At 43.5% G+C, this 25,802-nt stretch carries 31 protein-coding genes; 11 read left to right on the top strand and 20 right to left on the bottom strand.

Translation table 11 applies throughout. The features are described 5' to 3' along the window. Positions 1-169: 169 nt before the first annotated feature. A complete protein-coding gene (locus tag KUG63_RS08545) occupies positions 170-985 on the bottom strand; it encodes a class I SAM-dependent methyltransferase (protein WP_287554815.1) in 816 nt (271 codons plus the stop codon). Positions 986-1,120: 135 nt separating this feature from the next. On the opposite strand from KUG63_RS08545, the gene KUG63_RS08540 reads away from it, so the two are divergent. Genes KUG63_RS08540 through KUG63_RS08520 form a run of 5 tightly spaced genes read left to right on the top strand, consistent with a single transcriptional unit; the run spans position 1,121 to position 4,907 of the window. After that, positions 1,121-2,143 (top strand): integron integrase, encoded by a 1,023-nt coding sequence (locus KUG63_RS08540; RefSeq protein ID WP_016390349.1) that lies wholly within the window; start codon positions 1,121-1,123, stop codon positions 2,141-2,143. Then, positions 2,136-2,945 carry a cobalamin-binding protein gene (locus KUG63_RS08535; RefSeq protein WP_015004953.1) on the top strand — a complete coding sequence of 270 codons (810 nt, stop codon included), beginning with the start codon at positions 2,136-2,138 and terminating at the stop codon, positions 2,943-2,945. The genes KUG63_RS08540 and KUG63_RS08535 overlap by 8 nt, the downstream gene beginning before the upstream one ends. Next, a complete protein-coding gene (locus KUG63_RS08530; RefSeq protein ID WP_015004954.1) occupies positions 2,938-3,546 on the top strand; it encodes a DsbA family protein in 609 nt (202 codons plus the stop codon). Before KUG63_RS08535 ends, KUG63_RS08530 begins: the two co-directional genes overlap by 8 nt. Positions 3,547-3,579: 33 nt before the next feature. Further along, the gene (locus KUG63_RS08525; RefSeq protein WP_238538341.1) at positions 3,580-4,038 is read left to right on the top strand and encodes an NfeD family protein; all 459 of its coding nucleotides are present in this window, start codon (positions 3,580-3,582) and stop codon (positions 4,036-4,038) included. 20 nt (positions 4,039-4,058) lie between these two features. After that, the gene (locus tag KUG63_RS08520) at positions 4,059-4,907 is read left to right on the top strand and encodes an SPFH domain-containing protein (RefSeq protein WP_015004956.1); all 849 of its coding nucleotides are present in this window, start codon (positions 4,059-4,061) and stop codon (positions 4,905-4,907) included. A 3-nt stretch (positions 4,908-4,910) separates the two neighbouring features. On the opposite strand, the gene KUG63_RS08515 is transcribed toward KUG63_RS08520, so the two are convergent. The 4 genes from KUG63_RS08515 to KUG63_RS08500 are packed head-to-tail and all read right to left on the bottom strand — an operon-like array spanning position 4,911 to position 7,116. Continuing rightward, positions 4,911-5,375: a glycine zipper 2TM domain-containing protein gene (locus tag KUG63_RS08515; RefSeq protein ID WP_016390353.1), complete on the bottom strand. Its 465-nt coding sequence runs from the start codon at positions 5,373-5,375 to the stop codon at positions 4,911-4,913. 58 nt (positions 5,376-5,433) lie between these two features. Further along, a complete protein-coding gene (locus KUG63_RS08510; protein WP_287554811.1) occupies positions 5,434-5,925 on the bottom strand; it encodes an LEA type 2 family protein in 492 nt (163 codons plus the stop codon). A 55-nt stretch (positions 5,926-5,980) separates the two neighbouring features. Beyond that, on the bottom strand, positions 5,981-6,631 hold the full coding sequence (locus KUG63_RS08505; RefSeq protein ID WP_016390354.1) for a glutathione S-transferase: 651 nt from the start codon (positions 6,629-6,631) through the stop codon (positions 5,981-5,983). A gap of 2 nt (positions 6,632-6,633) precedes the next feature. Beyond that, positions 6,634-7,116: an FKBP-type peptidyl-prolyl cis-trans isomerase gene (locus KUG63_RS08500; RefSeq protein WP_015004960.1), complete on the bottom strand. Its 483-nt coding sequence runs from the start codon at positions 7,114-7,116 to the stop codon at positions 6,634-6,636. 72 nt (positions 7,117-7,188) lie between these two features. Here KUG63_RS08500 and KUG63_RS08495 point away from each other — a divergent pair, with 72 nt between their 5' ends. Continuing rightward, on the top strand, positions 7,189-8,010 hold the full coding sequence (locus KUG63_RS08495) for a PHP domain-containing protein (RefSeq protein ID WP_016390356.1): 822 nt from the start codon (positions 7,189-7,191) through the stop codon (positions 8,008-8,010). A gap of 4 nt (positions 8,011-8,014) precedes the next feature. On the opposite strand, the gene KUG63_RS08490 is transcribed toward KUG63_RS08495, so the two are convergent. The 9 genes from KUG63_RS08490 to KUG63_RS08450 form a co-directional block, all read right to left on the bottom strand. After that, entirely contained in the window at positions 8,015-8,671 is a 657-nt protein-coding gene (locus KUG63_RS08490; protein WP_223253206.1) for an energy transducer TonB, read from the bottom strand. Positions 8,672-8,689: 18 nt separating this feature from the next. Further along, a complete protein-coding gene (locus KUG63_RS08485) occupies positions 8,690-9,373 on the bottom strand; it encodes an electron transport complex subunit E (RefSeq protein ID WP_015004963.1) in 684 nt (227 codons plus the stop codon). Then, positions 9,366-10,007, bottom strand: a complete 642-nt coding sequence (gene rsxG, locus KUG63_RS08480; RefSeq protein ID WP_035850695.1) for an electron transport complex subunit RsxG — start codon at positions 10,005-10,007, stop codon at positions 9,366-9,368. The genes KUG63_RS08485 and rsxG overlap by 8 nt, the downstream gene beginning before the upstream one ends. A gap of 1 nt (position 10,008) precedes the next feature. Beyond that, a complete protein-coding gene (gene rsxD / locus KUG63_RS08475; RefSeq protein ID WP_015004965.1) occupies positions 10,009-11,034 on the bottom strand; it encodes an electron transport complex subunit RsxD in 1,026 nt (341 codons plus the stop codon). A 3-nt stretch (positions 11,035-11,037) separates the two neighbouring features. Beyond that, positions 11,038-12,564 (bottom strand): electron transport complex subunit RsxC, encoded by a 1,527-nt coding sequence (gene rsxC, locus KUG63_RS08470; RefSeq protein ID WP_073024077.1) that lies wholly within the window; start codon positions 12,562-12,564, stop codon positions 11,038-11,040. Continuing rightward, the gene (gene rsxB, locus KUG63_RS08465; protein ID WP_015004967.1) at positions 12,561-13,106 is read right to left on the bottom strand and encodes an electron transport complex subunit RsxB; all 546 of its coding nucleotides are present in this window, start codon (positions 13,104-13,106) and stop codon (positions 12,561-12,563) included. Before rsxB ends, rsxC begins: the two co-directional genes overlap by 4 nt. A 3-nt stretch (positions 13,107-13,109) precedes the next feature. Further along, positions 13,110-13,691 carry an electron transport complex subunit RsxA gene (gene rsxA / locus KUG63_RS08460; protein WP_015004968.1) on the bottom strand — a complete coding sequence of 194 codons (582 nt, stop codon included), beginning with the start codon at positions 13,689-13,691 and terminating at the stop codon, positions 13,110-13,112. Positions 13,692-13,857: 166 nt separating this feature from the next. Continuing rightward, on the bottom strand, positions 13,858-15,891 hold the full coding sequence (metG, locus tag KUG63_RS08455; protein WP_016390361.1) for a methionine--tRNA ligase: 2,034 nt from the start codon (positions 15,889-15,891) through the stop codon (positions 13,858-13,860). Positions 15,892-16,073: 182 nt separating this feature from the next. Beyond that, complete coding sequence (locus KUG63_RS08450; protein WP_016390362.1) at positions 16,074-16,250, bottom strand: DUF3012 domain-containing protein; 177 nt, start codon at positions 16,248-16,250, stop codon at positions 16,074-16,076. 229 nt (positions 16,251-16,479) lie between these two features. On the opposite strand from KUG63_RS08450, the gene apbC reads away from it, so the two are divergent. After that, positions 16,480-17,565, top strand: coding sequence for an iron-sulfur cluster carrier protein ApbC (gene apbC, locus KUG63_RS08445; protein WP_016390363.1), 1,086 nt, complete (start codon positions 16,480-16,482; stop codon positions 17,563-17,565). Between the two features lie 11 nt (positions 17,566-17,576). Next, positions 17,577-18,143 (top strand): dCTP deaminase, encoded by a 567-nt coding sequence (gene dcd, locus KUG63_RS08440; protein ID WP_015004971.1) that lies wholly within the window; start codon positions 17,577-17,579, stop codon positions 18,141-18,143. A 15-nt stretch (positions 18,144-18,158) separates the two neighbouring features. Here the strand turns inward: dcd and KUG63_RS08435 are convergent, their stop codons facing one another. The 3 genes from KUG63_RS08435 to purM are packed head-to-tail and all read right to left on the bottom strand — an operon-like array spanning position 18,159 to position 20,584. Then, positions 18,159-18,893, bottom strand: coding sequence for a DUF3108 domain-containing protein (locus KUG63_RS08435; protein ID WP_073024075.1), 735 nt, complete (start codon positions 18,891-18,893; stop codon positions 18,159-18,161). A gap of 9 nt (positions 18,894-18,902) precedes the next feature. Further along, the gene (gene purN / locus KUG63_RS08430) at positions 18,903-19,541 is read right to left on the bottom strand and encodes a phosphoribosylglycinamide formyltransferase (protein ID WP_015004973.1); all 639 of its coding nucleotides are present in this window, start codon (positions 19,539-19,541) and stop codon (positions 18,903-18,905) included. A gap of 5 nt (positions 19,542-19,546) precedes the next feature. After that, positions 19,547-20,584 (bottom strand): phosphoribosylformylglycinamidine cyclo-ligase, encoded by a 1,038-nt coding sequence (gene purM, locus KUG63_RS08425; protein WP_287554802.1) that lies wholly within the window; start codon positions 20,582-20,584, stop codon positions 19,547-19,549. Between the two features lie 117 nt (positions 20,585-20,701). Here purM and KUG63_RS08420 point away from each other — a divergent pair, with 117 nt between their 5' ends. Genes KUG63_RS08420 through KUG63_RS08410 form a run of 3 tightly spaced genes read left to right on the top strand, consistent with a single transcriptional unit; the run spans position 20,702 to position 23,384 of the window. Continuing rightward, the gene (locus tag KUG63_RS08420) at positions 20,702-21,778 is read left to right on the top strand and encodes a DUF2066 domain-containing protein (protein WP_287554800.1); all 1,077 of its coding nucleotides are present in this window, start codon (positions 20,702-20,704) and stop codon (positions 21,776-21,778) included. After that, the gene (locus tag KUG63_RS08415; protein WP_020931848.1) at positions 21,779-22,333 is read left to right on the top strand and encodes a CDP-alcohol phosphatidyltransferase family protein; all 555 of its coding nucleotides are present in this window, start codon (positions 21,779-21,781) and stop codon (positions 22,331-22,333) included. 1 nt (position 22,334) lies between these two features. Then, positions 22,335-23,384, top strand: coding sequence for an AI-2E family transporter (locus tag KUG63_RS08410; RefSeq protein WP_277642284.1), 1,050 nt, complete (start codon positions 22,335-22,337; stop codon positions 23,382-23,384). A 44-nt stretch (positions 23,385-23,428) separates the two neighbouring features. Here the strand turns inward: KUG63_RS08410 and KUG63_RS08405 are convergent, their stop codons facing one another. From KUG63_RS08405 to KUG63_RS08395, 3 genes are all read right to left on the bottom strand, one after another. Next, a complete protein-coding gene (locus KUG63_RS08405; protein WP_015004978.1) occupies positions 23,429-24,001 on the bottom strand; it encodes a superoxide dismutase in 573 nt (190 codons plus the stop codon). Between the two features lie 169 nt (positions 24,002-24,170). Continuing rightward, a complete protein-coding gene (locus tag KUG63_RS08400; protein ID WP_016390369.1) occupies positions 24,171-25,004 on the bottom strand; it encodes a mechanosensitive ion channel domain-containing protein in 834 nt (277 codons plus the stop codon). Between the two features lie 23 nt (positions 25,005-25,027). Continuing rightward, positions 25,028-25,774 carry a DUF4197 domain-containing protein gene (locus KUG63_RS08395; RefSeq protein WP_015004980.1) on the bottom strand — a complete coding sequence of 249 codons (747 nt, stop codon included), beginning with the start codon at positions 25,772-25,774 and terminating at the stop codon, positions 25,028-25,030. Positions 25,775-25,802 lie beyond the last annotated feature (28 nt).

Raw genomic sequence — 25,802 nt, 5'->3', positions numbered from 1 at the left:
TGGTTGGCTAATGCGTTTGCAATAGATGACATGTATATTGCGATTATGAAAAATACGTTCTTCATGAATTTACTCCTTGTACACTTAACGCTCAAATCAGCGGCGTGGCCTTGGCCACGTCCGACTGCATTTGTTTGTTAGGTTGTGAGAGAATATTTCCCTCATTTCACTACCCTGAATAATGTGCTGTAAATACCATCGCCTGCATTTTAGCTTTAACAGATTTATAGCCAAATTCTGTACCTACAGCGTGTTCAACTGCGTCAACAATCTTAGAAAGAGATTCTGGAGCACATTGTTCTATCTGCAGTCGTGCTGGTGTTCCCATAACATACCCCATTGCGACATCTCGGGCCTCTTCGGTTACGCTAAATCGTGGTAGAACCGCTATTTCAATATCTGCGAAGCCTGCCTCAAATAACAGGTTCTTAATCACATCTATTTCGTAATAACCATAGGGCACATTATAAAAATCAGGTGGGTTCTCTGGCAGATATTCTGTGATAGTTTTATTAACTGTTTGAATGAGCTGGTTGTGCTCAAATGAATCCCAAATGTTGAAATAAAACTTTCCACCTGGCTTCAGAACACGTGCTGCTTCCTGTAGTGAGAGTAGTTTGTCGGGAAAGAACATAACACTAAACTGGCATGCAACAGCGTCAAAAGTAACGTCATCGAATGGCAGGTCTAATGCGTTTGCGATTTGAAATTCAATATTTTCACTACCTTCAAACTTCTTTTTGGCAACATTTAGCATGTCCTCGTTGAGGTCCGTTGCCACAATGCGCACATCCTGAGAAATTGAGTCACGCAATTGGCGGGTGGCCATTCCTGTGCCCGCCGCAGTCTCAAGCAACGAACCACCTTTTGGCACAGTGATGCGATTTGCCAGATCTTCCGCATACTCGCTAAATATCAGAGGGCCAAGATACTTTTCGTAGTTTCGCGGTATTTCACCTATAAATGCTGAATGCGATTCTGCCATTGTTTTTCTCCTGCTCTTATTCACAACCTAACTAGTTATTAAGGGGAATAAAAACTCCCTGTAATTTCTTTACTTATAAGGAGTATAATTCCCTGTAATGCGATAATCAAGAAAAAACAGGAGGTAATTTACGTTATGTCCAATTTCAATAGCCCTTCAGAGAATAAGTCAATTTTTCGACCACAATCCAAACGTTTAATGGATCAGGTTCGAGAAGTTCTTCGGTATCATCATTATGCCTTGCGTACTGAAGAGTCGTATATCAAATGGATCTTAGCTTTTATCCGTTTTAATAATAAAAGGCACCCTAACGAATTGGGTAAGGCTGACATTGAGGCATTTTTGTCAGATATGGCACTGAATAAGAACTATTCGGCCTCTTCTCAGAATCTTGCAATGAATGCGATTGTTTTTTTGTATAAAAAGGTTCTTGATATGCCTGTGGCGGAGAATATTTCGGCGGCACGATCCAAAAAACCAGTGCGAATTCCTGTTGTTTTGAGTAAAGGTGAGGTGGTTGAGCTTTTAAAACATATGCGGGGAGTGAGGGGTTTGATGGCTCGTTTAATGTATGGTGGCGGCTTAAGGGTATTGGAGGTGTCGCGCTTACGGGTACAAGATATTGATTTTGCTAATGGCTATCTTATGATTAGAGATAGCAAGGGTGGTAATGAGAGAAAAACACCTTTGGCGGCTACGGTTGTAACGGATTTAAAGTTACAGCTAGAAAAAGCCAGGGCATTCTTTGAGAAAGATCTTGCAGCGGGTGAAGCGAATGTTTACTTACCGGGTGCGCTGGCTAAAAAATACCCTAAGGCAGCTTCAAGTTGGGAGTGGCAATATGTATTCCCATCTAAGAATTTATCAGTCGACCCGCGAGATGGTGAAATAAGGCGTCATCACCTTAATGAGTCGGGTATTCAAAAATCTATTCGTGAGGCAAAGCAAAAAGCCAATATCAATAAAAGAGTAACGAGTCATACCTTACGGCATTCGTTTGCGACACATTTGTTGGAAGCCGGTACAAATATTCGTGTGGTGCAAAAATTATTGGGCCATAAGGATGTTAAAACCACTGAAATTTACACCCATGTATTACAAGAAAACATGGATGGGGTGATTAGCCCCTTAGAACGTTTAGAGGGATTGAATGAATAGAAAAAACACCGGCGCACAACGCATTGTGTGCCTAACTGAAGAAACCACCGAAGCCTTGTATTTAATTGGTGAGCAACAGCGCATTGTGGGTATTTCGGGCTTTACTGTACGCCCGGCGATTGCGCGTAAGGAAAAACCTAAAGTGTCGGCATTTACTTCGGCTAAAATTGATAAAATTTTGGCCTTAAAGCCGGATTTGGTGCTGGGTTTTTCGGATATGCAGGCGGATATTGCAGCTGAACTTGTTAGGGCTGGTTTGCAGGTGCATGTGTTTAATCAGCGTTCAGTGGCTGAAATTTTTACCATGCTACATACCTTAGGCGCGTTGATTGGTGAGCCTGAAAAAGCGGCGGTGCTGGTGAACCAATACCAGCAAAATATTAAACAGTGTGTTGAGCAAGCTAGTGGTTTTAAGAAAAAACCGAGCATTTATTTTGAAGAATGGGACGATCCATTAATTTCTGGCATTCGATGGGTGTCTGAGCTGGCTGAAATAGCAGGGGGTGTGGATTGTTTCCCCGAGTTATCAAAACAAGCGGGGGGTAAAGATAGAATTATTGCCGACCCTAAGACCGTGATTGACCGCGCGCCGGATATTATTATTGGTTCATGGTGTGGTAAAAAATTTCGACCAGAGCGAGTGGCTGAGCGCGAGGGCTGGGATGTTATTCCTGCGGTAAAAACGAATCAACTGTTTGAGATTAAATCGGTGGATATTTTACAACCCGGGCCAGCTGCGCTGACCGATGGTTTGCGCCAGCTACAAACTATTATTAACAACTGGGTGATGCTATATGGATAAGGTGCTTTATTACGTACACGACCCAATGTGTAGTTGGTGTTGGGCATTTAATAAAACATGGGCCGTAATACAGTCTAGTTTGCCCAGCTCTATTGAGGTGCGTTATTTATTAGGAGGGCTTGCGCCGGACAGCGATCAGCCAATGGCTACCGACTTGCAAGAGAAAATTAGTGATGGCTGGTATCGCATTCAGCAGCATGTTCCAGGTACCGAGTTTAATCACAATTTTTGGACGCTGTGTAAGCCACGTCGCTCAACGTATCCATCATGCCGTGCCTTAATTGCTGCAAGAATGCTGGATAGAGCAGCGGAAAAGCCGATGCTATTGGCGATTCAACAGGCGTATTATTTACACGCTAAAAACCCAGCCGATGACGAGGTGTTAATTGAATGTGCTGGCGAGATAGGGCTTGATGAAAGCGAGTTTTCGGCCTTATTGAATCACTCAAGTACTCAGCAGCAATTATTGATGGAAATAAAATTGGCTAGAAGTATGGGTGCCAGTAGCTTTCCAAGTATCGTGTTACAGCAGAGCGAACAGAACCGGTTGTTACGCTATGACTATAACGACCCACAGGTACTATTAAATCAGTTAAGCTAACACGGTAAAGCCGAATAAATAAAAGGAACAGTGATGATGGAGCTTGAGTTGGTTTATTGGCACTGGTTAGTGCTGGGTATGTTGCTGGTGGGGTTTGAGATTTTTGTGCCCAGTTTTACAGTGCTATGGTTTGGTTTGGGTGCTGTTGTTGTGGCTGCTTTTTTGGCCTTAGTACCCTCGTTAACGCTCGGTTGGCAATTGTTTATTTGGACCATTTTTTCGGTTGTTTTTGCTGCGGGCTGGTTTAAATTTTTGCGCCCCAAAATGATCGATCGTACTAAGGCGGGTATTACGCAAGAAGCGATTGCAGGTGAAACGGGAATGGTGATTAAAGCGCCCAGTGAAGCATCGCGTGGGCATGTACGTTTTACGACCCCTATTTTGGGTGATGATGAATGGGAGTTTATCTGTGAAGACCCTGTGGTAGTCGGCGATAAAGTGATGATTAAAGAAGCCTCGGGTAATACGCTTGTGGTTAACAAAGTAACGTAATTTAAAAAAAGGAGTTAACAATGGAAGGACTTATTGTAGCGGCGGTATTTTTTGGGCTAGTGTTCTTAACGGTTGCGATGGGGGTTAAATTGGTGCCCCAAGGGTCTAAGTTTGTTGTGCAACGCCTTGGTAAGTTTCATAAAACATTAGGGCCGGGGTTAAATTTGGTGGTGCCATACATAGACCAAGTTGCCTATCGTGTTACCACGAAAGACATTGTGTTGGATATTCCCTCCCAAGAGGTGATTACGCAAGATAATGTAGTGATTATTGCTAATGCGGTTGCGTACATTAATATTGTGGCGCCAGAGCGTGCTGTGTATGGCGTGGAAGACTATGAGCTAGCCATTAGAACCCTGGTACAAACGTCGCTTAGGTCTATTGTGGGTGAAATGAAGTTGGATGATGCATTAACCTCTAGAGAATTAATTAAAGCACGTTTAAAAGAAGCTATTTCAGATGATATTTCAGACTGGGGGATTACGCTTAAAACCGTTGAAATTCAAGATATTACCCCATCTGGCACAATGCAAAATGCAATGGAAGAGCAAGCGGCTGCAGAAAGGCAACGTCGCGCAACGGTGACTCGGGCAGAAGGTGAAAAAGCCGCTGCCGTTTTGGAAGCGGAAGGTCGTTTAGATGCATCAAGACGAGATGCAGAGGCGCAAGTAGTATTGGCAGAAGCGAGTAAGTTGGCTATTACTAAAGTAGCTGAAGCGATTCAAGATAAGGAATTGCCGGTGATGTATATTCTGGGTGAGAAATATGTCGATGCAATACAAGATATGTCAAATTCAGATAACGCAAAAACCATTTTGCTACCGGCAGATTTGCCGGCAGCAATTAAAGGCATGTTGGGTGGGCGTTAAGGCTTATTGAATAACGCGAACTTTGCCCGAGGCGCTGCGAATCAGTTTGACGTGATCGCCTTTTCTAAACATAACGTTTTCGTTAACTTCTTGTACAACGGATTGTACTTGGCCGTTATCGAGCTGAATGGTAATTTGCACGCCATTGGCCTTGTTATACATAGCCTCGGCTTTGTTGCCGACAATACCACCGACAACTGCGCCCGCCACGGCTGCGGCAGCACTGCCTCGACCGCTACCAACACTGCTGCCACCAATGCCGCCAATTAAACCACCGGCAATTTTACCGACGGCGTTGCCTTCTGAATCGATGGTGACTGGCTGAAGATCAAGGATGATGCCATTTGTGACGTGTAAGGTTTGATTAGCTTCACTACGGGTGTAGCCTTCGCTGGATGGGCCATATGGGTTGGGGCCAGCACAAGCGATTAATAGTAAAGATAAGGTGATTGGAAGTAGCAGCTTCATGATGTCTCCTTTTTTTTAAAGGCTGTTGTAAGTTGGAGTACAAAGATCTCTGGTTGGTTCATTTCTTTAAGAGCGTATTAAGGTTTAAGGTGCCTTCTTTTACAAAGGGTAAGCTGTACATAGAGGCAGGAATGTTAACGGTGCCATGGCTGACTTTACCGGTTAAACGAAAGTGTAAATCAGTCTTGTTAGTGCCAGAGAGTGATTCTAGTTGTCTGATTACGCCCAATGTATTGCTGATCAGAGAGACCGTTAGGTAGGCTTCTTGATAAGGCAATATATTGACCGATTGGCTGCTGACCCCATGCGCAAATTCTGATCCATTAATTTCTAATTGATAACTAAGCCCTTTAATGAAAAACGGGAAGTCGTTTGTATTTTGAATGCGTAAGGTTAATGCGTATTCTTGCTCTAGCAGTTGTGCGTTAACCAGTTGAATATTATTAAGGCTGATTTGCGGTGGTTGTGCATGATAGGTAATACCGGCGCAACCTGCCAAGGTTAGTAGAACTATAAATGGAACTAGAAGTTGGTGTGTAAGGAAACGCATGGTTATCTCCGTGGCGGGTTTTAATCTTATGCTAGGCAGAAGCTAAAAGAAAGGGTTAGAACAAAAGAGTATCTTGGCCTTCTTCCCAAGCTGGGTATTTGTTCATAATGCTAGTAAACAGTTCAGAAGAAAGATAGTGTTCAAACCAGCGCTGCAAATACGGGTAAGGGGTTTGCTTGAACCAATCAATGTCTACATGCGCAAACTGGCGAATAAAGGGAAAAATGCCAATGTCTGCAATCGAGGGTTCATCGTCCAGTAGAAAAGAATGCGCTGCTAATCGTTGATCTAAAAGGCTAAGAAAAGCCTCAGCTTGTGTACGGTAGTGCTCCGCTGAGAAGTCGGGAAATCGATCAGCATATTTATAGTGATCGAGGTGTTGTTTAAATTCATTATCATTCAGCGATACTAGGCGGTTAGCGTCTAAAACCCGCGCCGAAGAACCCCTTAGGGACTGGCTATCGTTTATTGATGTTGCCCAGTGCACAATTTCCCAGCTTTCATCAATGACTTCACCAGTGGGTAACTGAAGCACAGGCACAGTTCCTTTAGGTGAGATCGCTAACATGGCAGGTGGCTTGTTGCGCAAGACAACTTCACGCAAGGCCACTTTAATGCCAGCGTGCTTTATTGCTAAGCGGGCTCGCATGGCATAGGGGCAGCGACGAAATGAATATAAAATGGGCGTGTTGGCTGTAGAGGTCACGTTTAGTGGTGGTGGCCGCCTGCGCCATGAGCATGCCCGTGTGAAATTTCTTCTTGTGTGGCGGCTCGAACATCAACAATGTCAATGTCAAAGTGAAGCGTTTGCCCTGCTAGGGGGTGATTGGTGTCTACCTTAGCCATAAATTTCCCCACTTTTACGACGTTGACTTGGTGCTGACCTTTTTCAGTTTGCACGGTGGCAATCATGCCTGGACGCCATTTTTTAGCGCCCATTAAATGTTTGACTGGAACGCTTTGAATTGAATTATCTAGACGTTCGCCATAACCATCTTTTGGTTCAACACTGACGCTAAACTTATCACCTGCTTGTTTGCCTTCAAGTGCTAATTGAACACCACGAATCATGCCGCCATGACCTTGTAAATACGCGATGGGTTCTTGAGCCGAAGAGCGCTCAATAATTTCTTGTTCGTCATTTTTTAAGATGTAGTTAAATCGTACAACGGTGTCTTTAGTAATCTGCATGGTTAAAAAGTTTGTGGTCAATAAATAACAATTTTAACATTCAAGTTTGCCTCACGGTGTAAACTTCATGGCATGAAAAAAATTGATCTTCATTCGCATACCCTTATTTCTGATGGGACATTAACCCCCAATGACTTGGTTGAACGGGCGAAAGCAAAGGGTGTTGAGATGTTAGCCATTACTGACCATGATACGGTAGATGCTTATGAGCAATTGTCGCCAGCCAGTTATGACGGCTTGAAGATTATTCCTGGTGTTGAACTGTCAACGCAATGGCGAGGGGTGGGTGTTCATGTTGTCGGTTTGAACTTAAGCCTCGATAGTGCATCGATTAAAGAAGGGGTCGCTCAGCAGGAAAAAGCACGGGCTGATCGAGCACAGATTATTGCCAAACGGTTAACTAAACTGGTTGGCCCCATCGATTTTAATCGGGTCAGTGAAATTGCTAACCATAGCCAGATTGGGCGGCCCCATTTTGCACAGCATCTTGTTGAACTCGGTGTGGTTAAGAATATCTCCACGGCGTTCAAGAAATACTTGGGAGATGGAAAGCCGGGCGATGTAAAACAATGCTGGGCAGAGTTACCGAACATTATCGGCTGGATAGTAAAGGCAGGCGGGGTGGCAGTATTAGCGCACCCACTGAAGTATAAAATGACATGGACTAAGCGGTCGGCGTTATTGGATGATTTTATTGCAGCAGGTGGTAGAGGGATGGAAGTTGTCTCTGGCCAGCAAAGCAAGCAAGAAACGGACAGATTGGCTAGGCTGTGTGTTGAAAAAGGCTTACTGGCTTCGTGTGGCTCGGATTTTCATCAATCGAGTCAGTGGAGTGATATTGGTGCAATGTCAGCATTTCCAACGGTATGCAAACCGATTTGGCTAGACTGGTAAGCGCTTAGTAACTGTTCAGTCGAAACTCGATTTTTTGCTTATAGGTGGAAAGAGAGTTGAATTTGCTAGCAGGAAATCGCCACGTTTGAATTGTTTTTAAGGCAGATCGGTCAAGGGCAGATGAGCCAGAGCTTTGAATAATAATTGCTCGGGTAACACGCCCATCATTAGCCACTGAAAGATCAAAAATAACCGAACCTTCAACGCCTCTTCGCCTTGCAACGCTTGGGTATTTTGGCTTAGGTTGATAGGTTGGCTGTGGCGACATAAAAAGGGCTGGTTTTTTAACTGGCGATGGCAGGGGAGAAGCGACCTTTTTGGGTGTTACTTTAGGCGTTGCAGCGGGTGCCTTTTTTTTGACCACTTTCTTGGGCTTTGGGCTTACTTTTTTTGCCGTAGCTGCCTTTGTGACAATTTTTTTCGGTGTTACTTTCTTTGGCTTAGGTTCAGGCGGTTTAATGGGTGTTGGCGGAGTGATTGGCGTTGGCACAGCCAAAGAAATACTTATTTTCTTAGTGGCAATGCTGTCAATATCATCGCTTGAAAAAATACCGGTTTGATAGGCAAGAGCCACAACAATGGCATGGGCTATAAACGAAATAAAGACAAATAGCAGCACTGACTTTGGCTTGTAAATAACCGACCCCCATGACTGTGCCACGCTACTCACGAATTATAATCAGGCTTTTTCAGGGTCCATTGATAAAGTGACTGTTTGAGTACTTGGTTTTGCAAGTCGCTTATCAATAACATTTTTTAGCGCAATAAGTAGGCCTAAACCAATAAAGGCTCCTGGCGGTAAAATAGCGAGCAAGAAGCCTTCGTAATCGCGAATGACATAAATGACCATGTCTTTAGCCGCGTCTCCAAACATTAAATGAGCGTTTGCAAATAAAGTTCCAGAGCCAAGAATTTCACGTGCGGCGCCTAGAATAACTAAAGCGGCAGTAAAGCCAAGCCCCATAGCTAAACCATCTACCACGGATGTACCAAGAGGGTTTTTGGATGCAAAGGCCTCTGCGCGGCCAATAATGGAACAATTGGTCACAATCAGTGGAATAAAGATGCCAAGTATGAGGTATAGCTCATAAAAGAAGGCGTTCATGAGCAGCTCAATGGCGGTGACAATGGAGGCAATAATGAGTACAAAAACGGGCAGCCTAATTTCGCTACCCACTTGTCGCCGAATAATAGACACAATAGCATTGGATAATACGAGGGTGAGGGTGGTTGCCAGCCCAAGCCCTAAACCGTTAATAACGGTATTACTCACTGCCAGCAAGGGGCATAGCCCTAGTAGAGCAACGAAGGCTTGGTTGTTATCCCAAAGACCATTTTTTAAAATTTGTTTGTAACTATCCATTGTCAGTTGCTTGGGTAATGGTTGTTAATGTTTCTTGATTGGCTTGATAATATTGTAAGGTTCTTAACACTGCTTTAACGACGGCTCTAGGTGTAATAGTAGCGCCAGTAAATTGGTCAAAACGACCTCCGTCCTTCTTAACCTGCCATAAACGGCTTACAGGGTTGTTTAATGAACGTCCATTAAAGCCGTAGATCCAATCACTCTTGTTGGTATCAATGGCATCGCCTAGCCCCGGTGTTTCGTGATGTGAGACCACGCGAACACCAATTAGTTCGCCATTCGCTCGAATAGCCACCAATAGTTTGATAGAGCCATTGTAGCCATCCGCTGCGGTCGGTGAAGCAATGATGGCCATCAGTTTGTTGTTTTTGATGGCTTTATAAATAGTGACTTCGTGTTTATTTCCAAAGGCACTTGGGTCTACGACTTGAAGTGTATCTGTTAGCAGATCGTTATCATGAAGCGTTTCAGGGACTAGTTCACGTAGGTTTTGTAAAATAAATAAGCGCTCATTATCTGCAATTTTTTCATGTGTTATCGAATAAGTGAGCGAGACAAGCCCAATGCCAATTAGCGAAAACAAGCCGAGCACCCAGCCAGACTTTAGAATTGATGTTTTATTATTAGCCATATTAGTGGTGCCCATAAACGCGTGGAGGCGTGTAATGGTCGATCAGTGGAACGGCCATATTAATAAGGATAACTGCAAAAGCAATGCCTTCGGGGTAACCACCCCATGTGCGAATAATGTAAGTGAGTAAGCCAATTAAAACGCCATAAATAAAGCGGCCCTTTAAGGTCGCGGCTGCGGTAACCGGATCGGTAGCGATAAAGAAAGCACCGAGTATGGCGCCACCGCTAAGCAAGTGAAACAACGGTGATGGTGTCACGCTAGGTTCCAGTAAGTAGAAAGCAAAGCTGATGGTGAACAAGCCACTTAACAAACCGACAGGAATATGCCAGCTAATGATTTTTTTAAATACTAATAGAAGGCCGCCCACAAGGTAAGCAATAGACACCCATTGCCAGCCTTCACCTGACAGACTACCAAATATAGATGATGAGCGTATTTCACCGATGGTTTGATTCAGGCTGAGCTGCGTCTTCATTTCATCGAGTGGTGTTGCCGCGGTTATTGCGTCAATTAGTGCTTGTTTAGGTTGTTGATCTAGAATAATGGGTAGTAGATCAGTAAAGCTGCTATCGGCAGGTAGCATTGAATAGGGCAGCATCCAAACGGTCATGCTTTTTGGAAAAGAAACCATTAAGACGGCAAAGGCAACCATTGCTGGATTGAACGGGTTATAACCGAGCCCGCCGTATAAGTGTTTGGCAATAACAATAGCAATAAAAGCACCTATGCACGGAATCCACCATGGTGCGATGGTGGGTAAGGCAAGTGCTAAAAGTACGGCAGTTACTACGGCGCTTAGGTCAGACAGAAAAGGGAGTACAGGCCTGTTACGAAGGTTCAACATGACCGCCTCAGTGATAACGGCGGTGGAAACACAGATAATAATATTGCTTAAAACGCCTAGGCCAAATTGCCAAATCATCGTAATGATGCCCGGCACTAATGCAATAAGAACCCAGAGCATCATTTTCTGAATACTATTTTGCGGTTCAATAAAGGGCGCGTTAGAGGTTAAAAAATGCACAGTTTAGCCCTCGTCTGGTGTTGGGTTTTTCTTGGCTTTTGAGCGACTAACAGCAGCATCAATTTCTTCCTTAGCAGGTTTATTTTTTAACGCTGCTTTCTTTTTGCGAGAACGTTCTGCGCGTTCTGCTTTCTCACGAGCGATACGTTCTTCTCTTGCTTCAAAGCGTTCACGGGCCACATTGGATAAATGCTTTTCATGCTTTTGTACTTTTAAGGCACTTTTTGCATATCGAAAATGTTGTACCAATGGAATATGGCTTGGGCACGCGACATCGCAACAGCCGCACTCAATACAATCAAATAAATTTAGTTTTTCAGCCTTTTCTAGCTGCTCAGAACGGCTATACCAATACAGCTGTTGTGGGAGTAGTGAAACCGGGCATACGCTGGCGCATAAGCCGCAGCGAATACAGGGCATGGCTTGTTTTTCGGTGACTACCTCTTGTTTGCTGGCAACTAGAATACAGTTGGTTGCTTTGATAATGGGGATATCGTCGTTTAACAACGCAAAGCCCATCATTGGGCCGCCCATAATTAAGCGTTCGGCAAATTTTGTGTAGCCATTGCAAATATCAATCAGTGCTTTAATAGGCGTGCCTAATCTAACCTCAAGGTTATGAGGCTTATTAACCCCTTCTCCGGTGACGGTGATAATTCTTGATGTTAGCGGTTTGCCTTCAATAACCGCCTGTTGAACTGCGTAAACAGTACCAACATTAATAGATACAATGCCAATGTCCGCAGGAATTTTGCCGCTGGGAACTTCTTTACCCGTTAGGGTTTGAATCAGTTGTTTTTCGCCACCTGTTGGGTAGATAGTTGGAATTTGAACGGCGCTAATAATGCTGTTTTGGTGCTCGGCTATGGTGCGTTGAACGGTCTTAAACGTGTCGGGTACATTGTCTTCAATAGCAAGAATCGCACGCTTTGCGCCGGTCATATGTAGCAGAATTTCAATGCCTTCTACGATGCGATCGGAGCGCTCTTTTAATAGCCGGTCATCGCAGGAGATATAAGGTTCACACTCGGCACCGTTTAAAATTAAAGTGTCGATTTGGATAGCTTTGCTTTGCGTGTTAAGTTTGATCGCGGTAGGAAATGCGGCGCCACCTAGGCCAACAATCCCAGCTTCACGAATCAGTTGAACCAGTTTCTCAGCCGATAACTGTTTGAAGTCAGCCTGAGGTGTTGGTGTTACTTCGGTATCGAGGCCATCAGTTTCTATTGTTATAGAGGGCGCAGAAAAACCAGAAGGGTGGGGGATTAGGTGGTCGGCAATGCTTACTACAGTGCCAGAGCTGCTGGCATGAATCGGTGCGCTGATCATGCCTTGCGCTTCGGCTATTTTTTGCCCACGTAGCACAGTGTCGCCAACGTTAACCAGCGGTTTTGCAGCATTACCAATGTGCTGGCCTAAAGGGTAAATTAAGTGCTTTGGTACAGGTGCTATTTCAATGGGTAAGTTGACCGACTCATTTTTATGGTCGGCAAGCGATGGTAGACCACCTTTAAATGACCATAGTTTCATGAGTTTTTCTCTTCAGAAGATTTAGGTTTTTCCCACTCCCAAAGGGACAAGGTTGTTGCCACAGGCTCCATTGTTATGCACTCAACAGGGCAAGGGGATACGCACAATTCACACCCCGTGCATTCTGCTTCGATAACGGTATGCATATGTTTGGGTGCACCTAGAATAGCGTCTACAGGGCAGGCTTGAATACAGAGTTTGCAACCAATACAGGTATTTTCATCAATAACCGCCACTAAGTTTGCTTTCTCAACGCCGTTTTCTTCGTTGAGTGGTTTGGGTTCAACCCCTAATAAGTCTGCAAGGGCGATAATGCCTGCTTCGCCACCGGGTGGGCATTGATTGATGTCAGCATCACCATTGGCAATAGCTTGTGCGTATGGTCGGCAGCCAGGGAAGTTACATTGACCGCATTGAGTCTGTGGTAAGACAGCATCAATTTTATCAACCAGTGGGTCACCTTCTACCTTAAAGCGAATAGCGGCATACCCAAGAAGGATACCAAGTGCGGCGAATAAAATAATGAGTATAAAAAAAGACATGAGTTAGAATTTAATCAAGCCTGAAAAGCCCATAAAGGCAACTGACATTAAGCCCGCAGTGATTAAAGCAATAGCATTACCTTTAAATGGCTCGGGCACGTCAGACACGGTAATGCGTTCTCGAATGGTGGAAAATAATACCAACACCAAAGAAAACCCTAAAGCGGCACCAAAGCCATATAAGCCAGATTCTATAAAATTATGCTCTTCTTGAACGCTTAATAAGGCGACACCTAAGACAGCGCAATTAGTGGTAATAAGCGGCAGATAAATACCTAAAACCTGATGCAGTAAGGGGCTTGTTTTATGGACGATAGCTTCGGTCAATTGCACAACGACAGCAATAACAACAATAAAAGTAATGGTCCGCAAATATTCTAAGCCTAAAGGAGCCAGTAAATAATGATTGGCTAAATAACTGCAAATGGACGCTAGGGTAAGTACAAATGTTGTCGCAAATCCCATGCCCATAGCAGTTTCCAGCTTGTTTGAAACACCCATAAAGGGGCACAAGCCGAGAAATTTCACCAACACAAAGTTGTTGACTAGTATGGTGCTGACTAAAATGAGTAGGTATTCAGACATAGGGTAAATAAAGGGTTTTGACTAGTATATAGCCATTAGTTCAAATCGTATGGTTGATTGTTAGCGCCTCATATAACCAGATAGAATGAAAATTGTATTTAATATTCAATTTAAGAATTATAGGGGCTTTTTATTAAATGCTCAACTTTTTGCACCATACTGGTTTTTATTTAATGCGCATTCCGGGTTTTGCTCCATTGTCTGGCGATAAGATCCATAATTCATCACCACCTGGACCTGCGGCTAGAACCATGCCTTCGGATACGCCAAAGCGCATTTTACGTGGTTTAAGATTAGCGACCATAACAGTGAGTCGGCCTTCAAGTTGCTCAGGCGTATAGGCAGATTTTAACCCTGCTAATACTTGCCGGCTTTCATCACCCAAACTTAGTGTTAAACGAAGTAATTTGTCAGCCTCTTCAACGTGCTCGGCTTTTTCAATAAGGGCAACGCGTAAATCAATATTAGCAAAATCGTCAAACTCGATAGTATTGGCTATCTTTTCAATTTTTTTAGTCGCTGGGCTTTTTGCGGCAGTAGGGGTTGAGAGTAAGTTTTCTTTCGATGCTTCAATTAAAGCGCTGAGCTTATCTGCGTCAACACGGGCCATCAAGGGTTTGAATTTATTGATGGTGTGAGCGGTTAGAGGCGATAACCCATCTGGCCAAGCAAACTCGCCGGCGTTGATAAATGTTTCAGCTTTAGCAACCATCGTTGGTACAACGGGTTTTAAGTAACTGGCAATAACATAAAATAAATTAATGCCGACACTGCAAATGTCGTGTAATTCAGCATCGCAATTGTCTTGCTTAGCAATGACCCATGGTTGTTTTTCGTCAATATACTGGTTGGCTTTATCGGCCAAGGCAGAAATGGCGCGCATGGCTTTGCCGTATTCGCGTGACTCGTACAGTTCAGCAATAGTGTGGTTTTCCTCAACAAATGATTGGAATAGCTCAGGCTCGGAGCACGTAGCGGATAATTCATTATTAAACCGTTTTTTAATAAAGCCACTGCAACGGCTCGCAATGTTTACCACTTTATTTACAAGGTCAGTGTTGACGCGCTGGCTAAAGTCTTCGAAGTTAAGGTCGATATCTTCAACCCGGTTGCTCAATTTTGCTGCAAAGTAATAGCGTAAATATTCAGGGTTTAAGTGCTCTAAATAAGTGCGAGCTTTGATAAAGGTGCCGCGAGACTTTGACATTTTTTCACCATTAACGGTTAAAAAGCCGTGAGAAAATATCGCGGTTGGGGTTCTAAACCCAGCACCTGTTAACATGGCTGGCCAAAATAAGGCATGAAAGTAGACAATGTCTTTGCCGATAAAGTGATAAAGCTCGGTGTTACTGTCTTTACCCCAGTACTCGTCAAAATCAAGCCCATTTTGGTCGCATAAATTCTTAAAGCTGCCCATGTAGCCAACCGGCGCATCAAGCCAAACATAAAAGAATTTGCCTGGTGCGTTAGGGATTTCAAAACCGAAGTAAGGCGCATCCCGAGAGATATCCCAATCTTGCAAGCCCACTTCAAACCATTCGTTTAGTTTGTTAGATACTTGTTCTTGTAGATGACCAGATTGAGTCCAGTCTTTTAACATGGCTTCAAATTCGCCCAGTTTAAAGAAAAAATGCTCTGACTCTTTATCAATGGGCCTTTCACCTGAAACAGCTGAAACAGGGTTAATTAAATCGGTAGGGGAGTACGTTGCACTGCAGACTTCACAGTTATCACCGTACTGATCGGCGGCACCACATTTTGGGCATTCGCCTTTGATAAAACGATCAGGAAGAAACATTTCCTTAACCGGGTCATAAGCTTGGGTGATGGTTTTGCTGTGAATATGCTGCTTTTCATGTAAGCGGTTGTAGATCAGTTCGGCAAAGTCACGTGTTTCGTCTGAATGGGTTGTATAAAAATTATCGAAACCAATATTAAAGTCTTGGAAGTCGGCGTTGTGCTGAGTCCATGTGTCTGCAATTAATTGCTCAGGTGTTATGCCTTCTTGTTGTGCCCTTAACATAATGGGTGTGCCGTGTGCATCATCGGCGCAAACATAATGACAGGTATGTCCTCGCTGTTTTTGAAAACGCACCCAGATATCAGTTTGGATATATTCAACTAAATGGCCAATATGAATAGGGCCGTTAGCGTAAGGTAAAGCACTGGTAACAAGAATTTTTCTTATTTCGTTTGACATAAATAAAGGTGATAGTGTTGAGCAAGTAAGCCTAACAATAAATGGTGTTGTATAGGCGTTGGTTTATTTGGCTGTATTGTCCCATAAAATAAGCACAATGCCTTCGGCATTGTGCTTATTCTTTACACGGTATGTTTTAAGTTTATGAAAAAAGTTGTCCGGTTTGTGAATTTAAAATGACGTTATTTAAAAACGCAGTTTTTTGCAAAATCAGATGTTTGGTTAGCGGTCCAATCAGCTTTAGATTTTTCTTTCATGTCTGTGCACCAAGCGTCACTTCCAACTTCTGGCGTGCATGCTGTAAGGGTTAATAATGTGATGACAAGGGCGCTAAGGGCGCTTTTTTTAATGATGCTCATGGGTGTCCTTAAAAGTATTGATGTTAGACGTGTTGTGAAACGAGATACGGAGATGCTACTAAAATTAGTCGCGTAGGTGTTAATAATTTTATTAACCCTTGTCGATGATGTGAGGCTGGCTTATAAATGGTTGCTTGGTTTGCGCTTTTAGTCGGTGCCTAAAATTCGCAAAAGTTGCGAATAAACGTATAGAATAGAGTGTTTTATTGCAGGGCTATTTGGAGCACAAATGAGTGAATTGTCAGTAACAGGTATAGAGCAGCACCTAAAAGAATTTATTGACCCGTTAACGGGTAACAGTATCGTGTCTAATAAGGCGTTGAAAAACTTAACACTGGTCAATGGTGAGCTTCGAGTTGAGCTCATATTGGGGTACCCAGCTGCGGGCGTTAAAGAGCAGTTAGAGGCTGAGGTTGCGGCGCATCTTCAGCAGCTCGATGGCATTAACAGCGTTGAGGTAACGATTAGCTGGATCATCAAACCACACGCTGTTCAAAAGGGCGTTAAATTAATGAATGGTGTAAAGAATATGGTGGCTGTGGCTTCTGGAAAAGGAGGGGTCGGCAAATCAACAACATCGGTTAATTTAGCGTTGGCGCTTGTTGCAGAAGGTGCACGTGTCGGCATTCTTGATGCGGATATTTATGGCCCAAGTCAACCGACCATGTTAGGTATTAGTGGTCGCCCTAGTTCGCCAGATGGCCGAACCATACAGCCAATGGAAAGCCATGGTCTGCAAGTGATGTCAGTTGGTTTTTTAGTTGACGAAGATACACCGATGATTTTGCGTGGGCCGATGGTTACGCAAGCCTTAGGTCAATTGTTAAATGATACAAATTGGGATGATCTTGACTATTTAATTATTGATATGCCACCGGGAACCGGCGATATCCATTTAACCTTGGCACAAACTGTTCCTGTAACAGGTTCTGTCGTGGTGACAACACCGCAAGATATCGCCTTGATTGATGCTAAGAAAGGCCTAAAAATGTTTGAAAAAGTGGATATTCCAGTGCTCGGAATCATTGAAAATATGAGTCTGCATATCTGTTCAAACTGCCAACACGAAGAAGCAATTTTCGGGCAAGGCGGTGGCGAGGCGATGGCGCAACAATATGGTGTTGAATTTTTGGGAGCGCTGCCGTTGGATATCTCTATTCGAACCAGCACAGATACTGGAACCCCCACCGTTGCGTTAGACCCGGACAGCCAAATTTCTGTGATTTATAGAAAAATGGCTAGGAAACTGGCCGCATCATTGTCAGTAAAAGCAAAAGACTTTAGTGGCAAAATTCCAAACATTGTTATTAATTAATTAGGTTCGCTATGGGTATTAAATCAGACAGCTGGATTCGCCGTATGGCGAATGAAAAAGGGATGATCGAGCCTTTTGAGTCGCATCAGGTGAGACACTCAGATGAGGGGCGAGTTATTTCTTATGGTACATCGAGTTATGGTTACGATATTCGATGTTCTGATGAGTTTAAAATTTTCACGAATATTAATTCGGCAGTGGTTGACCCTAAAAATTTCGATGAAAATAGCTTTGTTGATATTAAGTCGGATGTTTGCATTATTCCACCTAATTCATTTGCCTTGGCAAGAACGGTTGAATACCTAAGGATTCCACGGGATGTATTGACAATTTGCTTGGGTAAATCAACATATGCGCGTTGCGGCATTATCGTTAATGTCACCCCATTGGAGCCAGAATGGGAAGGGCATGTCACTTTGGAATTTTCGAATACCACACCTTTGCCAGCCAAAATTTATGCTAATGAAGGCGTCGCGCAAATATTGTTTTTAGGTGCCGACGAAATATGTGAAACATCATATGGCGATCGCGGTGGTAAGTATCAAGGACAAACTGGCGTCACATTACCTAAAGCTTAACGAGGCGTTGTGTTGCTAATTGTCAAAATGAGCACTTAGCAGGCGCATTTCAAAAGTCCCATAGGTTTTTTTACGTTGTAAAAGAATGGGGAGGTTATGTAATTCCTTTGCGCACCAATAATAGGTAATCAAGGGTTTATCGTCTTTTTTACGCGCAAGTTTAATGGTCTGGTATTGTTTTCCGGCTACTTTAATTTGCTCGTCGCCTAGTTGGGTAAAGGAGTAGGTTTTTAATTTTCCACCATCGGCAACTTGGTAGCTCAACGACTTTTCGGCCGGGTTTTTTAAGTCCTGCATTAGGGCTAATTGTAAAAGCGCTTTATCTAAGACGCCGTTGCTTAGCGTTAGCCTCCAATCGTGCCCTTTTGACGAATTTGTAAGTGTTTTTGTCTGCCAATCAAAGTGCAATTTTATGTTTTTCTTGTCATCGCCAAGAGTTTGTTGGTATTCGTAGGATAAAGGCCTTACTTGCTGTTCAGTGAACTCAAATCGACTGCTTTCAAGTACGATATCGTCACGTACGAAGGCAAGCAAGCCGCTTGTTTCAGTGGATGAGAGAAGCTGATATTGGCCATTGGCTAACATTTTAACGTTTAATGAAATGTGGCCAATTTCAATATTATTATGGCTTAGTTTGTACTCGGCTTTAAAGGTGGGAAGGGGTTGGTCAGCTGCAAAAGTATGGGTAGATAATAGACTAAAAAAAACGACGACAATAAATAGGCTGGTTTTTTTTAGTAATATATTCATCTGCTTACATTACATGTAATCCATGACGACTGGGCCGCTCATTTTTTTTCCATCCATATAGACTTCGTTGCCTTTTAGTTCAATTCGCCCCTCGGCAAGCCAGCTAATGGCGGTTGGGTAAATAAGATGTTCCTTCGTTTTAATTCGAAGCTCAAGGCTCTCGGGGCTGTCGTTGGGAAGAACCGGTAAGCGTGCTTGCAAAACCACAGGGCCGCCATCGAGCTCAGTATTAACAAAGTGTACGCTGCTACCGTGAAGTGGCTCGCCATCGTCCATAACCCGTTGGTGTGTGTGCATGCCTTTATATTTTGGCAGCAAAGAGGGGTGAATATTGATGAGTCTGCCGTAATAGTGGTTCACAAAGTCATCGCTAAGAATGCGCATGAACCCAGCTAAAACCACTAAATCAGGTTTGTATTCATCAATTTGTTGCTGCAAGTCTTGATCGAAGGCTTCACGTGATGAATAAGTGGTGTGATCTAAAACATGGGTTGGAATATTGGCTTCTTTGGCACGGTTAAGTCCCATAACCCCGGGCTTGTTACTGATAACCGCCGAAATAGTGGCGGGTAGGCCAGTATCTATAATCGATTGGAGCGTTGTGCCAGAGCCCGATAGTAAAACGACAATACGATAGTCGGAGTTCATTATGATTAAAGGTAGTTAACCTTGGGTTCGCCCTCGGCTTGGGCAATATCGCCGATGATGAATGCAGACTCTCCGCTTGATTCAAGTTGAGCGAGAACAGCGTCTACATTGTCTTTTGCGACGCAAAGGACCATGCCGATGCCGCAATTAAAAGTTTTAAGCATTTCCTCATCGCTAATATTGCCTTCTTCTTGAAGCCAATCGAACAACGCGAGCGTTGGCCAGCTACCTAGTTTTACATTGGCTACTGTATTGTCAGGTAAGACGCGGGGCAAGTTCTCGGTGATGCCGCCACCGGTAATATGAGCGATGGCATGAATGGGTTGTTTGCTAATTAAATCAAGTAGGGTCTTAACGTAAATACGCGTTGGTTCGAGTAAAACATCGGTAAGAGGTTTGTTGTCCAATGTTTGATTTAGGTCGTCTTGTAGTTCGATTACTTGGCGAATTAATGAGTAGCCATTTGAATGTGCGCCTGATGAGGCAAGGCCAATTAATATATCGCCAACGGCAACCTCAGTGCCATCAATGATGTTGTCTTTTTCAGCAATACCAACACTAAAGCCTGCTAAGTCGTAATCTTCGCCATGATACATTCCGGGCATTTCGGCGGTTTCACCGCCAACCAGTGCGGCACCGGCTAATTCACAACCCTTTCCAATGCCTGCAATTACGTCACTGGCCACGTCTACATTTAGTTTGCCTGTTGCGTAATAGTCGAGAAAGAATAAAGGTTCAGCGCCGGTTACGATAATGTCATTGACGCACATGGCAACAAGGTCTATGCCGATCGTGTCATGCTTGTTCAGCATCATAGCCAATTTAAGTTTTGTTCCAACACCATCGGTGCCGGAGACAAGCACGGGTTTTTTATAACGATCGAGTGGTAGCTCAAATAAAGAGCCAAAGCCGCCCAGCCCTGACAGGACGCCTGCGCGCTGGGTTCGCTTAGCAATAGGCTTTATTCGTTCGACGAGTTGTGTGCCGGCATCAATATCAACACCTGCGTCTTTATAGCTTAGGCTATTCTTTGAATCGTTCAAAATAAACTGTATTCGGTTATAAAAAGTTAGATTATATCAGTTGAGTTAATTGTTGGCAGTAATAGGGCTAACTATATTATGCTATAGCTTATTATTAATTAAGGTTGTGTGGGCGTAATGATGCGTTTTTTAGTGAGTATTTTATTGTTACTATTATCTGTGCCGGCATATGCGGTGCAGCTAGAGGGCCTATACACGGCGCAAGTAGCAGTTGATGACCAGTCTCAGTCTGTGCGTAATCAGGCCATTAAACAGGCGCTTCATACAGTAGTACGTAAAGTCTCTGGCCGTCGTAGTACATTGAATAATTCGCCGTTACTGGAAGCCTTATCGAATGTTGGCTCCTATGTAGAGCAGTTCCAGTATAAAAAAAGAGATCAAGATAACGGATATTGGTTGATCGTTAGGTTTCAAAAAGCTGCACTAGATCGAACTTTGCAACAGTTTGATGTGCCTGTTTGGGGCGCTAATAGGCCGGATGTGTTGTTATGGTTAGCAGTGGATGATGGTAATGATCGTTATATACTCAATAGCAGCACAGGCAAAGAATTGGCTGATGCGCTGAAACAAGAGTCGTTAGATGCTGGCTTAGCAGTGACCCTACCTTTGTTAGATTTGGCAGATCAAAGAGCCGTTAGTTTTAACGATATACGGGCAGGTTTTTCAGAGCAGATAGCGCTCGCTTCTCAACGTTATAGTACAAATCAGGTAATCTTTGCTCGGTTGTTAAAAACCAACGGGATATGGCAGCTTAACTGGACCTGGCTAAGTGAAGGTCGGCAATACGATGGGGTGGAAAAATCCTCCGGTGTTAGTACTGTTTTTCAGCCGGTATTTATTGAAATGACAGAAAAGCTAGCAGATATTTATGCCCCGATGGGTATTGTCAGCTTGGAAAAAAAGCTGACAATTGAGCTGATTGGAGTTGATGACCTGCTGGCATTTACTCGCGCTACAGGCTATTTATCATCGCTTGATATGGTAAAAAAATTAAACTGGGAGCAATTACAGGGAAATAAGGTGGTGCTGAACCTAGTTATCACAGGTGATGAGTCGGTATTGATACAGACCATTGCATTGAACGATGTTTTGTCACCGGGTAGTTCTCAAAGACTAGTTGCCCCGGTTAGTGCCGATATCAATAGCTTGCCTGCTCAACCATTGGAAAAAGTTCTTTACTACCGAGTCAACTAAATGAATAGGCGCGATATTCCTAACCTGATCAGTGTCATTAGGATTGTATTAGTTTTACCAATCATCTATTTGTTATGGAACAAGCAGTATCAGATGACCTTGGCGCTTTTTATTATTGCTGGGTTGTCAGATGCATTAGATGGTTTTTTAGCTAAGCGATATGACTGGACGAGCCAGTTGGGGTCTTTTCTAGACCCATTAGCTGATAAGTTGCTATTGGTGTCCTGCTTTTTAGTATGCGTCTTAACAGGCTTAATGCCTGCTTGGCTATTTATTGTGATTTTGTTGCGTGACGTCATTGTGTCTTTTGGCGCTCTAGCGTATCACTTGATGATTGAGACGTTTCAAGGCACGCCACCATTTTCTAGTAAGTTAAATACGACATTTCAGATAGTTTATTTGGTGTTGTTAATAGCCAGCCAAGGCATCGTGCCTATACCGCACAGTTGGATTGAGTTTGCGCTTTATTCGGTTGCTGCAACTACTGTCATTAGTGGTTTAGAGTATGTTTGGAGCTGGGGGTTTAAAGCATGGGAAGCGAAGGTTCGGGAGTAGTATGAAAAACGATAACACTAAGTACTATTTAGTTGCCATTGCCTTTATTGGTCTGGCTTACGTGTTATTGCCCATTTTAATGCCATTTGTTTGTGCGGCATTATTAGCCTACTTAGGTGACCCACTGGCAACGTGGCTGGAAAAACATAAGTGGCAGCGATCATGGGCGGTCAGCTTGGTGTTTGTTGTAATCTTTACTCTTTTGGCAGGCGTGACCATTGTGCTTGTGCCGCTGATAGAACAACAGTTTGCTAGTTTGGTTGAAAAAGTACCGGCTATTATCAGTTGGGTAAAAGAAACGGTGCTGCCGTGGCTGCAAGTTCGTTTAAATCACTATGGCTCCGTGAATGTAGATGAAATTCAACAGACTCTGCAAGACAATATTGGCAGTGCAGGTAGTGTCGTGGCAAGCATCTTGAGCTCTGTCAGCTCGTCTGGAATGGCTTTCTTGTCGGCGCTGACTAATCTGCTGTTGATTCCACTCGTCACGTTTTACTTTTTACGCGATTGGAATGCGATATTAGAACGCATTCAACATTCGTTTCCACGTCGGCTAGAAGATAAGTTAACGGGTATTGCGCACGAAGTTGATGCTGTTCTTGGCGCTTTTTTCAAGGGACAACTTTTAGTAATGGCTAGCCAGTCAGTTATTTACTATATTGGATTAAGTCTAGTGGGGCTGGAGTTTTCCTTGTTAATCAGCTTAATTATCGGGCTGGTCAGTTTTGTGCCTTATCTAGGTTTGATTGTGGGGCTTGTATTGGCCTGCGCTACGTCTGTTTTTCAGTTGCATGATGTCAGTGGTGTTTTGCCAATCTTCGTAGTGTTTGCAGTAGCACAAGTTTTAGAAAGCTTCGTGTTAACCCCTGTGTTGGTCGGCGATAAGATCGGTTTGCATCCGGTAACGGTTATATTTTCGGTGATGGTTGGTGGTCAGTTGTTTGGAGTGACCGGGGTCTTATTGGCTTTGCCGGTGGCGGCGGTTTTATTTGTACTATTGAGACACGTCAATGATCAATATAAAAGCAGTGAGTTATACAAGCAAACATAAAAAAAGGCACCGATTCGGTGCCTTTTTATAATTATGTCTCGTGACTATAGGTTTTGTGCAACAAAATCCCAGTTCACTAATGCCCAAAATTTATCCATGTAGGCAGGGCGAGCGTTACGACAGTCGATGTAGTAAGCGTGCTCCCATACGTCACAAGTTAATAATGGTGTTTGGCCAGCGGTTAACGGTGTGCCCGCATTGCTGGTTTGGACGATTTCAAGTTTGCCATCAGCATTTTTAACCAACCAGCACCAGCCAGCGCCAAATAAATTAACAGACTTGTCTGTAAACTCTGCTTTAAATGCGTCAACAGAACCGTATGCTTCATTGATGGCAGCCAATAAATCACCTGTTGGCTCAGTGCTGTTTGGCGTTAAACAGTTCCAATAAAATGTGTGGTTCCAGATTTGTGCTGCATTATTAAAAATAGGGCCAGAAGAGTTTTTGACAATCTCTTCAAGACTTGCGTTCTCAAACTCTGTTCCAGGGATTAAACCATTTAATTTAGTAACATAGGTTGCGTGATGTTTGCCGTGGTGAAACTCTAGTGTTTCTTGAGAGATATGAGGTTCCAATGCGTCAATTGCATAAGGAAGAGCGGGTAATTCATGTGCCATGATAATTGCCTTTGTAGTTAAGTGATGCGCTAAGCGCGTTAAAAAGTACGTACATCACAATAGTAAAGTTTATGATATAAATCAATATTAAATGAGACTTACCGTTATTTTTTTGCAAAAAGCAAAAGGGCTGGTAAACCAGCCCTTTTGGTAAGCGTTTTAAATGACGTTACTTGTCGTCGCTTGTATTGTGTACGTGGATGTCTTGTTGTGGGTAAGGAATGCTAATGCCTTCGCTATCAAAGCGTAATTTGATGCTTTCGAGTAAGTCGAAATGCACACCCCAATAATCAGCAGAGTTGACCCAAGGGCGTACGGCGAAGTTTACGCTGCTATCGCCTAATTCGAGTAGGCCAATGGTTGGAGCGGGGTCTTTTAAGATGCGTGTTTCATTTTGCATGAGTTCGTCTAATACGGATTTTGCTTTCTTAATATCATCATCATAACCAATGCCAATAACTAAATCTAAACGTCGTGTTGGCTTGGTTGAGTAGTTAACAATATTTCCGCCCATTAAGCTGCCGTTAGGAATGATAATGGTTTTATTATCGCCAGTACGCATCACGGTATTGAAAATATGAACTTCTTCGATGATACCTGAAGCGCCAGCACCTTCAATAAAATCGCCTTTTTTGAAGGGACGAAAAATAATCATTAATACGCCAGCGGCAAAGTTTGCTAATGAGCCTTGAAGGGCTAAACCAATCGCTAAACCAGCAGCACCAATGATGGCAATAAAGGAAGTGGTTTGTATGCCCAGTTGCCCCAGTGAGGCAATGATGACGAAAGCCAGTAGAGCGGTATAAATAATGTTAGTAGTGAATGAAATAAGGATCGGGTCTGAGCCGCCTTTTTTCATTGCTTTAATGACGCCGGACTTAATCGACTTAGCAATCATCTTACCAATAATAAATATTGCGAGTGCAGCGATGATTTTAAGCCCGTATACGGTGAGTAGCTCTTGAACTTGAAGAAGGGTTTCTTCGGATAATACGTTTTCCATTTTATACCTCGGTTAGTTTTTGGTTAGGGGGTGAAGACTTTTTTTAGTAAATCGGTTGTTCGGGCTGCAGGGTTTTCACGGATGAGCTTTTCTTGCTCGGCAATTCGTAAAAACATAGCGTCAACCGCTTTTTGTGCAACAAACGTGTCAAGATCCGGTGTTTGTGAGGAAACTAATTGGCCGATCGAGCCTGAGTTAGCGATAAGTTGCTTGTAACTGGCGGTAACACCAGCACTATCTGTTGACTGTTTAACAATGGGTAGGAACTTGTTAAGTAATTGCTCGGAGCTGTGTTGTTTGAAATAGTCAGTTGCAGCGGTATCTGATCCATTGAGAATCTGTGCCGCATCATCAATACTCATGTTTTGAATGGTGTTTGCAAAAATAGTAGCCGCTTCAGGGGCTGCTTGTTCGGCGGCCTTGTTGAGCGTGGCTTGGAAGCTGTCTACTAAACGACCTTGGCCAAGCATTTCCAGTGAAGAGGCAATGGGTTGTAAGCTGCTTGGAATGGGGACCTTTACATCCTCATGGTTCAAGAAACCACCTTCTTGGCTTAAATTGTTAACAGCAACGGTCGTGCCTTTTTTAAGGGCTTCTTTTAGTCCTGCAATAACATCAGTCTGACTTAAATTTGCGGGAAGTTGGCTGGATGTTGGAATGCTGAGCTTGCTGGTATCGATGTCTTTAATAAAATCAAAAAGCCCTGCGTTGACAAGAGGTGTTGTTAATAAAGCGATGATAAACGTCGTTTGTTTTAGCCAATTGTTCATGGAAACGTCTCCTTGTTTTTAAAAACGA

This window comes from Cycloclasticus sp., assembly GCF_019090545.1.
GTDB lineage: Bacteria > Pseudomonadota > Gammaproteobacteria > Methylococcales > Cycloclasticaceae > Cycloclasticus > Cycloclasticus pugetii.
The sequence above is the reverse complement of the archived record's forward strand: the minus strand, read 5'-3'. Positions and strand labels throughout refer to the sequence as shown.